Below are 11,644 nucleotides of genomic sequence, written 5' to 3'. Positions count from 1 at the left end.
CTCCATGTCTATCCACCAAACTCCCGGGCACGTGCTGCCCGCGCGCAGTGCCGCCAAAATGGAAGCGGCCATGGCCGTGGGCGCTTTCGCAATCGGTACTGGCGAATTCGCCATCATGGGCCTGATGCCAGACATCGCCCAGAACCTGGGTTTAAGCGAACCCCAAGTCGGCCATGCCATCAGCGCCTACGCCCTCGGCGTGATGGTCGGCGCCCCGCTGCTGGCCATCCTCGGCGCCAAATTGCTGCGCAAACATATGCTGCTGTTGTTGATGGGCCTGTACGCCCTGGGCAACTTCGCCACGGCGTTTACTCCGAGCTTCGGCTCACTGGTGGCCTTCCGCTTTATCAGCGGCCTGCCCCACGGCGCCTACTTCGGCATCGCCGCCGTCGTTGCCTCCAGCATGGTGCCCACCGACAAACGCGCCGGCGCCGTGGCCCGGGTGATGATGGGCCTGACCCTGGCCATGCTGCTCGGCAACCCCATCGCCACCTTCCTCGGCCAACACCTGGGCTGGCGCTCGGCATTCGGGCTGGTCAGCGTGATTGCCCTGTGCACCATCGCCCTGGTCTGGCAATTCGTGCCCCACCGCCACGACGAAGAACGCAGCGACCCGCGCAAGGAAATGCGCGCCTTCACCAAACCCCAAGTGTGGATGGCCCTGTCCATCGGCGCGATCGGCTTTGCCGGGATGTTTTGCGTGTTCAGCTACCTGGCACCGACCATGCTCGAAGTGACCAAAGTGTCACCGCAATGGATCCCTTTCGGCCTCGCCGCGTTTGGCGTGGGCGGAATCATCGGCAACATCGCTGGCGGCAAACTGTTTGATCGCATGCAGTTTCGTGCCGTGGGTTTGATATTGGTGTGGTCGATTGCGGTGTTGTTGTTCTTCCCCTTCGCCGCGGCTTCATTGTGGGGCGTGCTGCTGAGCATGGGCCTGGTCGGCACCATGGTGTCGTTGGCCGCACCGCTGCAAATCCGCCTGATGGACATTGCCCACGAAGCCCCGAGTTTGGCGGCGGCATCCAACCATGCGGCGTTCAACCTGGCGAATGCGCTGGGGCCGTGGTTTGGCGGGATGGCGATTACGGCAGGGCTGGGGTGGACCAGCACCGGGTACATTGGCGCAGCTACGGCGCTGATCGGCCTGGGCCTATACCTATGCGCGCGGCGGATGCAGGGTGGGCATTAATCCTGGCGCAAAGCACAAACGAACGGCCTGCACCACTGAAATGAAGACTGTTTTATCTTCAGACAGGTTAGGTTCAGGTTGGATCCAATAAACGCAGCATGTAACATATCCGTCATAAATTTCCGAAATGACAAGGACGTGTTTTGAGTTTTCCTGACAGAAGTGTGCTTCAGGAGTTTGCGGCCACACTTAACCATCGCAACGCCACGATTTTTACCACTGACAATACTGATGAAAATGCTCAGCAGGCGATTCAGGAGCTCATCGACACGCGGCATCAGCTGACAGACCGCATCAGCGCACCACTCAAAGGCATGGAAAACGGCCTGTTCGCCAAGTCCCAACCGCTGGATAGCCTGAGACCAAAATGGCGAGTCACCTTCGGACGCGCCAAACGTGACGGTGCGTTCGACTGGCCCGTCGAAGAAGTCCTCAACACCCTCGGCGCCCAGAAACGCGGCGCCCCGGTCGCCAGCTTGTATGGGTTCGGCTATAGAAAGTCGGCGCTTGGCCTGGTCCAGGAATTCTTCATCTTTACCGAGATGCTAGAGGGCTACCTCAATGGCCTGGCATGGCTCAAACAGGAACGCGACATCCAGCGCCTGATCGCCGCGTCCTTCAAACTGCTGCACTGCTTGCACAGCAAAGGCGTCGTGCACATGGACTTCTGGGCCAACAACGTGATGATCAATCTGAAGCAGCCAATGCTTGCGAAGGCCATCGACCTGGAAAACTGCTTCCTCACGTCAACCGACTACCTGCCCGAGGTGCTGGCGTTTCAATTTGGGTTCTATTACCGCCGAGAGATTTTCCGCTTCGTGATCGAGCAGGATTACGACCGGATGGTGCTGGAACAACTGACCCACTACGGCAACATTGATCGCCAGCGCTTCGACGCCATGTACGCAACCAGCAAGCACGAAAATATTAGCCGCCGGGCCCGCCGCCAGATTTTTCATAAGGGCACCGTCGTAACAGGCTGACTGACCTCAATCGTCGTGCAACAACCCCGAGCCATACTCCCCATAACTACTCCCCAACCCACTGCCGCCAAAATTCATCTTGGCGGCTTTGCTCGGGCTGTGGTCACCGAATGCCTGGCATCCGCCTGAAAAACACGGGTCGCTGTTTACAGCGGGTGAGGATGAACAGGCGCTTAACAGCAACGTACCGGTGATCATCACGACTTTGACGAGGTTGGAGATCATTGTTCGATTCCCTGTGGGCTGGTGGTGCGGACGGCCTCTCTTGAAGAGGATCGTAGACCTCAACGGCACGGGGAATGATGAAACTTTGTTGGGTGACAGGATGGGTTCAGGTTGCCGCCTTGGGGTGAGGCGGCGGGGTTGGGTGTCATGCGTTGCCGGATGCGGGCGCGACTTGCTCCTGGGCTCGGTCGATGAGTAATGAACTCAACTCGATTAACTGCTGAATACCCAATGCTATGGAGCGTTGGGAGTCGTCGAGGTTAAAAGCCAGGGTGGCGGCCATTTCGTTGGCGGATACGAGGTTTTCTGCGGCGTTGGCCAGGAGGGTTTCTGTGTCGATGTTTGGATTGACCAGAAAGAGATCGTCGCTTGGGCGTTCGACGGCGGCACCGTCGTCGGATGGAGGCAGGTGATGCTCGATCGCTCGCTGGGCTGCTGCTTGAAGCTTGGGATCAGAGGATGCCGCGTTTGAAGCATAAGGCGGGTTAGGTGTGACCTTGTACATGGCGAAGCTCCTTTAGCGTTTAAGGAACTGCCTATCTCACTTCCACATGAGGGGTGGCAGCTGTACGCAGGTGTGGAAGACCAGGGCTAAAGGACCCGGCGCACCGAAGTGCCCCGCGCACAGCCGCCATAAGCAATCATACAGACGTAAAAAAACGCCGGTAGGTGTTTATGGGCGATTGAGCGCCTTCAGCTTGGTCGGACTTCCACATCCGGCCGCTGGATTGGCAGCGGCTGGGGGAGGTTAGCTAGGGGAGGTCTGAGGGGCAAGCTGAGAAAAGCGTGGGAAATTTCCCAAGGATATCGTGATATGCGCAAGTTCACCCGAGAGTGTCAGTTTTTTTGTGTGCGGGCCGATAACGGCCTGCCGTCAGGCAGGCCATGCTTTTACCAGGTCGGCCTGATAAATCGATCTCCGTACAGAATCGCAAATTGGTTCATCGCACTCTTCCAGTCATGAGCCGCCGAGCCCCAGTTTGCCGTGATGTTACGCAGCCCAAGCCAGATCAGCTTGGTCGCTGCGTCATCCGTCGGGAAGTGGCCTCGGGTCTTGATGATCTTGCGTAGCTGAGCGTTGATGCTTTCGATAGCGTTGGTCGTATAGATCACTTTTCGAATGGCAGGCGGGAAGACAAAGAATGGAATCACTCGATCCCAGGCTCGTCTCCAGGCCGCCACCACCGTTGGGTATTGCTTACCCCAAGGGCCATTTTCAAAGGCGTCCAGTGCTTCCTCAGCCGCTTCTGCGTTGATGGCCTGATAGATCGGTTTTAGCGCCTTGGCCAGCTCACGGCGCTTGTCCCACGCCGCGTAATCGAGGCTGTTGCGGATCAAGTGGACGATGCATGTTTGCAGCGTTGTTGCCGGAAATACTGCGCTTAGCGCCTCTGGCATGCCTTTGAGACCGTCGGTCACGGCGATCAGCACGTCCTCTACGCCGCGGGTCTTGAGGTCGTTGAAGACCTTCATCCAGAACTTCGCACCCTCGGTGTTTTCGATCCAAATACCAAGAATATCGCGCGTTCCATCGGGTAAAACACCCAGCGCCAAGTAAATCGCCTTGTTGCGGACAAGGCCTTCTTCTCGGATCTTGACCCGCAGCGCATCGAAGAAAATGACTGGGTACATCGGCTCAAGCGGTCGCTGTTGCCACGCACCAATTTCCTCCATCACCTCGTCCGTGACTGAGCTGATGAAGTCATGGGAAACGTCCGTCCCGTATTGCTCAGAGAGGAAAGCGCGGATTTCTCGAACGGTCATGCCTCGGGCATACATGGCGATGATCTTGTCATCAAAACCGGTGTAACGCCGCTCATGCTTGGGGATCAGAATGGGGGCAAAACTGCCATCCCGATCACGGGGAATCTCCAGCCGCAGCGGGCCATCCCCCGTCAAAACCGTCTTGCCCGTTTTGCCATTGCGCTGGTTGGTTTCATCCTCTGGGCGCTGCGCGCCCGGCGGATACCCCAGGTGGTGACCGAGCTCGGCACTCAATGCTCGCTCGATCAAGGCCTTCTTGAAGGCCGCAGAAGCGTCTTCGATAGCCTCTGCGGTCATGAGCCCCTCACCGAACTGTTCGAGCAGCTCCTTGGGGATTTTTGGTAGGTCACGAAGGGGTTTCTTTTTGGTTGGCATACATGCACCTCTTACTCATGTTATGCCCGAACACAAAATTTCTGACACCCCCGTTCACCCTGTTAGATACAGATAATATAAAAATTATAGCGAGCAGCACAAAAACAAAAATAAATACTTATTTTAAAGGTGATCAATAAAAATCAGAAAAGAAAAATACAAACCAAATCTTCAACGTGAAAAAACTCAAAATAAACCATTAAACAACATCTATCCGCCTAACAGAATAAGCCCTAGGCCCTTTTTTTTTCAACCCTCAAATCAAACTCAACATAGTCACCAACGCTTATATATTCCTCTTTCCCCTGCACATCATCATAATAAAAATAAACATCTCTACCCTTCTCCCTCCTAATAAAACCGAACCCTTTAAATAAATCATAAGCACTAACTTTGCCGCGCTGCAACCCTTCAACATCCATCGCTTATTACTCCCAAATATCACTTTTTAATGGCAGCGTAGAATAACGAGCCCTAAGTTGCCTCCTTAAGGATCGTGCAAGAACCCGATCTGTTCTCGTCAATATGCCAAGCGAATGAATAATTTTATGGTACGCCGTCATTACGCCAACTTTTGAATGCGTTGATGGGTGACGCCGCAATAATTTTTTCGATTCGAAACATATTTTAGCTTTAGCATCGTCATCATACAATGGAAGTACACACCCTAAACGAGCCCTCAATTTGCGCGCCTCGACATGCTTAAGGCGTGTTAAAATCGCCACTTTCCCCGAAACCCTATTCCAAAGCTCATGATACTTCTCTGAGCACGGATTAGCCTTGTAATCCTTCTCGCAAACATAGACTAGCTGCCTAATATATCTTCGCTCGTCTTTTTTTAACTTAGGCTGACCATGACTAACCCACAAACCTGTAACTTTAAAATCAGCACCTAAGTCGTCTGAACGTTCAACTTTTGTTTTTTTGCTGTTAAGCCTTAGATCATGTTTTCTAAAAATCGCGGCAACAGCGCGAATGATTTCCGTAGTGGCTTCTTGAGATATAAGGGTGCTAGATGAAACAGTAACATCATCAAGAAGTCGACTATAAGTTAGACCTCGATCACGAAAGTTACTGACAAGCTTATATTCAGAGTTATGAAAAACAAGATTTGCGACATAGCTTGACGTGCAGGCACCTTGCGGAACATGCCCATTGAGAGTGACCAATGATGTCAAAATCTCACAAACATCGTCTGGAAACTTAAAAAAATACTTGAATATATCAAAAACACTGGAGACTTTAATGTTGTCGTAGAAATTTTTGATATCTAGACTTATTAAGAAAGAAGAGCCCACATGAAGCTTGCAATTTTCGACATAGTCTCGAGGACTATTAACATCTTTGATACCACCTTGAAGATAAGGTGGAAATTCAACTTTTTCAAAAATTCTTGAGTTAATGCGCTTCTGTAGTCTTTTTAACTCGTACTTAGGATCATAAACGGTGCGCACCTTACCTTTTTTACTTTCAATATCAAATGAAGTATAAGAGGTAGAAACATTGCTAGCTATATCAACTAATAGCTTAGGTACAACACCTAAGGTTTTAGCCAAAGTGCTAATTGATGCTATTGGTGCCAGGGGGTAATAGGGCTTATCCTTTGCCATAAAATTCCTTAAAGCAATAAGTAGAGAGTCAGTTAAACGTCAAAGCCATCCCAAAAAATCGAAATCGCCTTCCGTATAACCCAGCCGAGGAAAGCTGCAACAGTCATCCCCCAAACCGCATCTAAACCAATTTTTTTCCGACCGACTCCATCTCTGGAGTTCTTAGGAATGCTCTTTCTTTTACCAGTCACGCGTACATTAACACTGATGATAATCATCGGTTAGTTTTCCTTGCAATCAGGTCTGCGAAATGCCTACCTGTAGCCAGACCAAGGAAGAGCTTGAGCACAAAGAATATTAATATTGGTTTAGATGGACTCTCAACTATTACGCCAGACAACAGTCGCTGAATCCATTTGCTTAGAGCTCAGAGAGCTCTTTTACGGCGCATGGGCCCACGAGGTGCCGGTCAAGATCCTATTAGGATCGCCTAGTTTCGGGCATCGATTTCTTTGTACGTGACTTTAAAGAGCGAACAAGGCGAGATACGCCTGCGAAGCTGATACTAAACAGCCATTACAAAAGTGTCAACTCGGTTTTTTCAATAAAAAAAGAAAGAAAAGAAAGGGGACGGATTTATTTAAGGCCTCGCATCGCACGATCAACACCCAGCCCCCTCTGACCCATTCCTGATAAACTGCCCATCCTTCGCATTCTCCATCCCAGACCCCCAATGCCCTCATACATAGCTCCACCGCAAGCCCTCTCCCACCGCTTCTCCGTCGCCCCCATGATGGATTGGAACCACTAATTCTACAGGCCTTCAAATACGTGCCCTGTAGCGAACCATAAATATGTCCGTACCACTTCTGTACCACTCCCCTGCAAAGTACGGCAGTTCTTCGCACGTATCGGCTCCGCGAATATCCGCTGCTATGCTTCAAGCTTTAGGAACCAGGGCGATATTGATGGCGAGCGAATACTCACTAGCGGATGTGCTGGAAAGGATGTATGAGAACCAACTGGCGTTAGAGGCGGCAGTAATGGAGCTGGTGTTATGGACAGAAGAGCGTGGCGAATTGACGACTGGTGGAAACGTCCGTGGCGCCCTTCAAACGCTTGGTGAGAATGCAGGCCACATCAAACAAGGCTTAGCCAAGCTGAAGAAGCAGGATCGCCCGTAAAAATTTATCGCCAATGCGGAAGGATACTCCAACGTACCGGGCGTTCGAATCTCTCCTTCACCGCCACATTCTGAAAACGCAATCCTCTGATTTTACTAGAGAAAGTCGGGGATCTGTGGTTTTTAGTGTCTGAAAAATAGCCCCATGGGACCGCCATGGGACCAACGCCCTTTCTTGGTGCAAAAATGGTTGTCGCATAACAGCCCGCCGAGACGTGGTATGCGGTGTCGCCTGAGCGTCCACGAGCAATCGGGCGCTAGCCAGCTTTGGAGGAAGTTAAGGACATCGAAGTGGTGGTATCGGGTAGGCACAAATAGACGAGCATGAACTGGGTAGCCAGGCGCTCTGGGCGTACCGAAGCACGCTCGGCCGGAACTGAAATGCGACTTTTTTACGCCTAGAGCGTCCTGCACTGATATCGATTGCTGAGCAGCTATTCGATCATCTTGAGTGGATGGTTAGGGCTGGCAGTGGCGTCAAGGCACCAATAAATCGCTTGTTTGAATTTTTGTGATCTTTTTATTGAAAAACTGTAGATAGCTCGCGGTCAATCTTTCTATCTAAACGTATTCAGGGAGGAAACAGTATGTACCGGAAATTAGCATGTCGCATATGTCTGGCATGCAACCTCCCTTACCTTTCTAATGCTAACGAAACCGAATTTATGGGACAGGTGGCAGATGACATGCTTTGTCGGGTTTGCAGGCCGGTTCGTCCAAACGATGAAGTGAACGAAGCACTTCAAAGAAACGTACAGAAATTGTGCTGGTTGGTAGAGGGCAGAATGAAGAGAGCGCTTACAACCAACCAATAGCGCTAAACATTTCTAATAACGCGCCCTATGTTCGATGGCCCCCCACATCAAGGCCCGCTCCGGCGGGCTTTTTTGCGCTTGGCGGAAACCAGACCCCGGGAGCCTGGTCTACCATTGCCCTTGATAACGGCTGAGCATGATCGCTAAGGACGAGAGACGTGTCGCTACCCATCACCGCACGGCAGATGAATGCGCTCAGGGCGCTGCAACGCAAGGACCCGGACCTGGGCGAGCTGGCCACCGCCATTGCGCTGGCCTTCGATGCGACGAAGGTCGAGAACCCGCAGATGGCGCGATTGATCCTGGAAAAGACCTGCCGTCGCATGACCGCCCGGCAACCCGGCAGTCATGAAGCAATGATTCAGCACCTGGCGACCTTCGGGAAATTGAATTGCCTGACACCGGCGCAGGTCAGTGACTTTATCGTTCGAGTCAGAAGGCACGCTTGATGTTGCGCCATGGTACTGATCGCCAATGCCTGTCGCCCCGATTCCAACGTCCCATCTAAACGTGAATATCTGACGCTGTGTGAGCGAGAGTGTGTGCGCGTGAGCGCAAAGGTCGTGAGTACTGAGCAATGCTGCACAAAGCCTCAAAAGCAGCCCGCCCTGACACCTTTCGCGTTTTCATGTTGACCCACGGGAAAGAGGTTAGGAGGGTTAGTTTTTTTCAGAGCGCCTTGAAAGCCTTGTTTGTTATGGCTTTTCGAATGGTTGGCAAGGTTAGCTTTTGGGTTAGGTCTGGTTATTTCCTAACCTTTATTAGCGTTAAATATTCAATATATTAATTCCTTTAAAAACAACAGGTTACGAACTACTAACCTTTGACCTAACCCAACCTAACCCATCAAAGTTAGGTCTCAAGCCCAACAAACACGGGCCTTCCAAGTCACAACACCCCCCTCAAAAAAAAACTAACCTTTTTCCCGAGGCACCTACTGAATTCAGCTGTGTGTGCGTGCTTATGAGCGTTGCCAAAAACATCCACCTTCGCAGGATTCCGCAGGTTTTTTGCACCCTCTAAAACGCCGAGCAAGCCCCCAGCCTACGCCGTCGAGAGTGGTACGCAGGTGCGCAGAAAAAACGACCCATTTAGCCCGCAGGCGAGGTGGGGGGACGACGGCGCGCGCCAGGTGCAGACGATCCTACCCGCAGCCTGTAGCACGTCACTTCCCCAAAAAAATGTGGCACGTCGACTCCCCAATCAGGGGACTGCGAGCGTGGTACCGCCCTGGCTTAGATCGGCAGTCAGCGACGCGCTAAAAGGCCCGTGTTTATTGGCCCGCGTAGCCCCTTACGCTTGCCGTGACACCCTGCTAATGCTATGTTGAAATGGGTTTTTTCATGCTGATGAAGGGCAGACTTTCATCTATTCCCGCTGGCTTTTCCGACTCAACCCCCTCCTCTGCCTTACAGCTCGTCGCCTCAAATCGCATCATGGCCAAACGTCATTTACTGTATGCGCATACAGTTCTGGATTCGTAGCCATGGACAAAGATGAAGACACCCTCGGATGGCTCGGCCTCCCCACCCCACTGCAGATGTACCGACAGCATTGCCATCTACTGGAGAACGAAATCCAGGAACTCAACCTGCAATTACGCAAAGCCCGTGCTGACGTTTTCGGTATCAGTCAAACGCTGCTGGAGACCCAGGCGAAGAATGCGGAGTTTGCGCGGTATCTCCGGGAACGTGGAGCCGAAGCCGCAGCAATGCGTAAGCAAATCGCCGACCTGACCACATTGTCCAATGTGAGCAGACGAGAGGCGGACGAGCTGCGGCGCATCGTCAATGAAATGAGACCTCGACCGACCACGATTGTCTAACGTCAAACGGAAAGAGGGTTTGCAATGTGCGGAAGACTGTCGCAGTACCGGGGAATCCACGACTTTGTCGGGGCACTGAGCATGCCCAATGCCCTGGCAAACTCGGTAGGTGATCAGCCGATCGAGCGCTACAACGTCGCCCCAACGACCCACGTGGCGTTACTGCACCAGCAGGGTGAGTTGCTGCACGCAGATCCCGTGCGGTGGGGGTGGCGCCCGCATTGGGCGAAAGACCGCGTCGCGCCCATTAACGCACGCGTCGAAAAGGTAGCCCACGGTCCGTTCTTCAGAGCGATCTGGCCACACCGTGCGATCACACCTATCGCCAATTGGTTCGAGTGGGTGGATGAAGGCGGACCGAAGAAACAGCCTTATCTGATCCGCAGGCAGGACGGCGCGCCGATCTTGTGCGCAGCTATTGGTCAACTACCGGACGCCGATGAAGGTCCAGGCGAGCACGACGGATTTGTGATCATCACCGCTAATAGCGCCGGTGGCATGGTGGACATCCATGACAGAAGGCCCGTGGTACTAACACCGGACCTTGCCCGTGAATGGTTGAACCCAGCAACTCCGAAGGAGCGTGCCGAGCAGATGGTGTTGCACCAGGGCGAGCCGACAGAGACCTTTGAATGGTTCAAGGTCAGCACCGCCGTGGGCAATGTGAGAAACAAGGAAGCCAGTTTGATTCAGAAGGTTCGTTAGTAGAATACTCAATGACACCCTCAGAAGATAATATGCCTATAGAAGCTTATCAACAGGACGAAGACTGATAGACTTTGGCTTATCGACGATCGATATTTTCTTACCTTCAAACATCAGCCAAAAAGCAATTCGCACCTCCTGCTCATCCTTAAATTTTACAGGCTTAATAAAAGCAACCTTATCCCGAAGTTCCTCTATATCAGAAACCCCAAATTCTTTTGGATCCTTAACAAGGACAAACCGATCAACATACTCCACCTCCTTTATCTCAACATTTAAACTCAAACGTTGCTGAATTTCTTGAAGACTATATTTTTCAGTTAAATTCGGAGGCAGGTCTTGAAAGGTCAGTTCACTCCATAACACACTACCAATGTAATTTGCAAAACCAGAGAGTTTATCGGCAGCAATAGTCCACTTATCTGCGTGGGCATCAGTGATACTCCCGGCACTTTCAACACTTTTAGATATACAGTAGATCCAACAATTGTGCGTCGACCCACTCACGTTCAAATTCTTTACCTTTATATTCCCATTAGCAACCTGCATATCACCAATATGAACTCGACCACCGCCCCCAAACTCAAAAGACGCCAACCACTGAGGAGAAGCTTCAAGATAAGTGGGAAACTCTAGCACATAAGAGAATGTCCCCTCCCCATTATCCCTGAGAAGTTCATTCTCAATAGTTCTATACCCATACAACGTGCCAAGACGCACGGTATTACAACCAGACTTTATATTATATTTTTGAGCGCAGAACTTTGCAAAAACTGGAGCACTAAATCCAAAAGCCTTCATATTTTCTCTCTTTTTTAGAATAGTTTAGCGAACTCTACCATTTGAAAAATAAGGCAGCGCCACTATGCTCCTATTTTCCATCTCAACATACAAAATAGCCTAAAAATTAAAACTTGAGCTAGGAAAAACTAGACCTATGCATTTTACTAACATTTGATCACCGGCACATTCGAGTGATTCAGAGTGAAGCCAGTGTCAGCCTGCAGTCCGATGCTTGGTTGACTGC

The 11,644-nt window shown here is 51.6% G+C and carries 13 protein-coding genes; 6 read left to right on the top strand and 7 right to left on the bottom strand.

Translation table 11 applies throughout. The features are described from left to right. Nucleotides 1-4: 4 nt before the first annotated feature. Both PSH66_RS08520 and PSH66_RS08515 read left to right on the top strand, forming a co-directional pair. Nucleotides 5-1,192 (top strand): MFS transporter, encoded by a 1,188-nt coding sequence (locus PSH66_RS08520; protein WP_305428774.1) that lies wholly within the window; start codon nucleotides 5-7, stop codon nucleotides 1,190-1,192. 143 nt (nucleotides 1,193-1,335) lie between these two features. Further along, entirely contained in the window at nucleotides 1,336-2,175 is an 840-nt protein-coding gene (locus PSH66_RS08515) for a lipopolysaccharide kinase InaA family protein (RefSeq protein WP_305428772.1), read from the top strand. Between the two features lie 6 nt (nucleotides 2,176-2,181). Here the strand turns inward: PSH66_RS08515 and PSH66_RS08510 are convergent, their stop codons facing one another. The 6 genes from PSH66_RS08510 to PSH66_RS08485 all read right to left on the bottom strand — a co-directional run bounded on the left by PSH66_RS08510 (nucleotide 2,182) and on the right by PSH66_RS08485 (nucleotide 6,367). Then, entirely contained in the window at nucleotides 2,182-2,400 is a 219-nt protein-coding gene (locus tag PSH66_RS08510; protein WP_003172610.1) for a hypothetical protein, read from the bottom strand. A gap of 145 nt (nucleotides 2,401-2,545) precedes the next feature. Beyond that, a complete protein-coding gene (locus tag PSH66_RS08505; protein ID WP_305428770.1) occupies nucleotides 2,546-2,905 on the bottom strand; it encodes a DUF6124 family protein in 360 nt (119 codons plus the stop codon). Between the two features lie 386 nt (nucleotides 2,906-3,291). Further along, nucleotides 3,292-4,539 carry an IS256 family transposase gene (locus PSH66_RS08500; protein ID WP_305428768.1) on the bottom strand — a complete coding sequence of 416 codons (1,248 nt, stop codon included), beginning with the start codon at nucleotides 4,537-4,539 and terminating at the stop codon, nucleotides 3,292-3,294. Between the two features lie 233 nt (nucleotides 4,540-4,772). Next, a complete protein-coding gene (locus PSH66_RS08495) occupies nucleotides 4,773-4,961 on the bottom strand; it encodes a cold shock domain-containing protein (protein ID WP_305428766.1) in 189 nt (62 codons plus the stop codon). 6 nt (nucleotides 4,962-4,967) lie between these two features. Continuing rightward, on the bottom strand, nucleotides 4,968-6,149 hold the full coding sequence (locus PSH66_RS08490; protein ID WP_305428764.1) for a reverse transcriptase family protein: 1,182 nt from the start codon (nucleotides 6,147-6,149) through the stop codon (nucleotides 4,968-4,970). 32 nt (nucleotides 6,150-6,181) lie between these two features. Next, entirely contained in the window at nucleotides 6,182-6,367 is a 186-nt protein-coding gene (locus PSH66_RS08485) for a hypothetical protein (RefSeq protein ID WP_305428762.1), read from the bottom strand. A 690-nt stretch (nucleotides 6,368-7,057) separates the two neighbouring features. On the opposite strand from PSH66_RS08485, the gene PSH66_RS08480 reads away from it, so the two are divergent. The 4 genes from PSH66_RS08480 to PSH66_RS08465 all read left to right on the top strand — a co-directional run bounded on the left by PSH66_RS08480 (nucleotide 7,058) and on the right by PSH66_RS08465 (nucleotide 10,617). Further along, nucleotides 7,058-7,273 carry a hypothetical protein gene (locus PSH66_RS08480; RefSeq protein WP_020301695.1) on the top strand — a complete coding sequence of 72 codons (216 nt, stop codon included), beginning with the start codon at nucleotides 7,058-7,060 and terminating at the stop codon, nucleotides 7,271-7,273. Nucleotides 7,274-8,245: 972 nt separating this feature from the next. Further along, entirely contained in the window at nucleotides 8,246-8,536 is a 291-nt protein-coding gene (locus tag PSH66_RS08475) for a hypothetical protein (RefSeq protein WP_020302946.1), read from the top strand. 1,037 nt (nucleotides 8,537-9,573) lie between these two features. Continuing rightward, on the top strand, nucleotides 9,574-9,912 hold the full coding sequence (locus tag PSH66_RS08470) for a hypothetical protein (RefSeq protein ID WP_305428759.1): 339 nt from the start codon (nucleotides 9,574-9,576) through the stop codon (nucleotides 9,910-9,912). 24 nt (nucleotides 9,913-9,936) lie between these two features. Beyond that, nucleotides 9,937-10,617, top strand: a complete 681-nt coding sequence (locus tag PSH66_RS08465) for an SOS response-associated peptidase family protein (RefSeq protein ID WP_305428757.1) — start codon at nucleotides 9,937-9,939, stop codon at nucleotides 10,615-10,617. 36 nt (nucleotides 10,618-10,653) lie between these two features. Here PSH66_RS08465 and PSH66_RS08460 read toward each other — a convergent pair whose 3' ends face one another. After that, complete coding sequence (locus PSH66_RS08460; protein WP_305428755.1) at nucleotides 10,654-11,418, bottom strand: hypothetical protein; 765 nt, start codon at nucleotides 11,416-11,418, stop codon at nucleotides 10,654-10,656. Between the last annotated feature and the right edge of the window lie 226 nt (nucleotides 11,419-11,644).

The organism is Pseudomonas sp. FP597 (assembly GCF_030687435.1).
Lineage (GTDB): Bacteria > Pseudomonadota > Gammaproteobacteria > Pseudomonadales > Pseudomonadaceae > Aquipseudomonas > Aquipseudomonas lactucae.
This window is presented reverse-complemented; position numbering and strand designations above follow the sequence as displayed.

What these genes read in the sequence shown, in the direction of transcription:
- PSH66_RS08520 (WP_305428774.1), top strand. Translation starts at nt 5, where the DNA reads ATGTCTATCCACCAAACTCCCGGGCACGTGCTGCCCGCGCGCAGTGCC.
- PSH66_RS08510 (WP_003172610.1), bottom strand. Translation starts at nt 2,400, where the DNA reads ATGATCTCCAACCTCGTCAAAGTCGTGATGATCACCGGTACGTTGCTG.
- PSH66_RS08505 (WP_305428770.1), bottom strand. Translation starts at nt 2,905, where the DNA reads ATGTACAAGGTCACACCTAACCCGCCTTATGCTTCAAACGCGGCATCC.
- PSH66_RS08500 (WP_305428768.1), bottom strand. Translation starts at nt 4,539, where the DNA reads ATGCCAACCAAAAAGAAACCCCTTCGTGACCTACCAAAAATCCCCAAG.
- PSH66_RS08495 (WP_305428766.1), bottom strand. Translation starts at nt 4,961, where the DNA reads ATGGATGTTGAAGGGTTGCAGCGCGGCAAAGTTAGTGCTTATGATTTA.
- PSH66_RS08490 (WP_305428764.1), bottom strand. Translation starts at nt 6,149, where the DNA reads ATGGCAAAGGATAAGCCCTATTACCCCCTGGCACCAATAGCATCAATT.
- PSH66_RS08485 (WP_305428762.1), bottom strand. Translation starts at nt 6,367, where the DNA reads ATGATTATCATCAGTGTTAATGTACGCGTGACTGGTAAAAGAAAGAGC.
- PSH66_RS08480 (WP_020301695.1), top strand. Translation starts at nt 7,058, where the DNA reads ATGGCGAGCGAATACTCACTAGCGGATGTGCTGGAAAGGATGTATGAG.
- PSH66_RS08470 (WP_305428759.1), top strand. Translation starts at nt 9,574, where the DNA reads ATGGACAAAGATGAAGACACCCTCGGATGGCTCGGCCTCCCCACCCCA.
- PSH66_RS08465 (WP_305428757.1), top strand. Translation starts at nt 9,937, where the DNA reads ATGTGCGGAAGACTGTCGCAGTACCGGGGAATCCACGACTTTGTCGGG.
- PSH66_RS08460 (WP_305428755.1), bottom strand. Translation starts at nt 11,418, where the DNA reads ATGAAGGCTTTTGGATTTAGTGCTCCAGTTTTTGCAAAGTTCTGCGCT.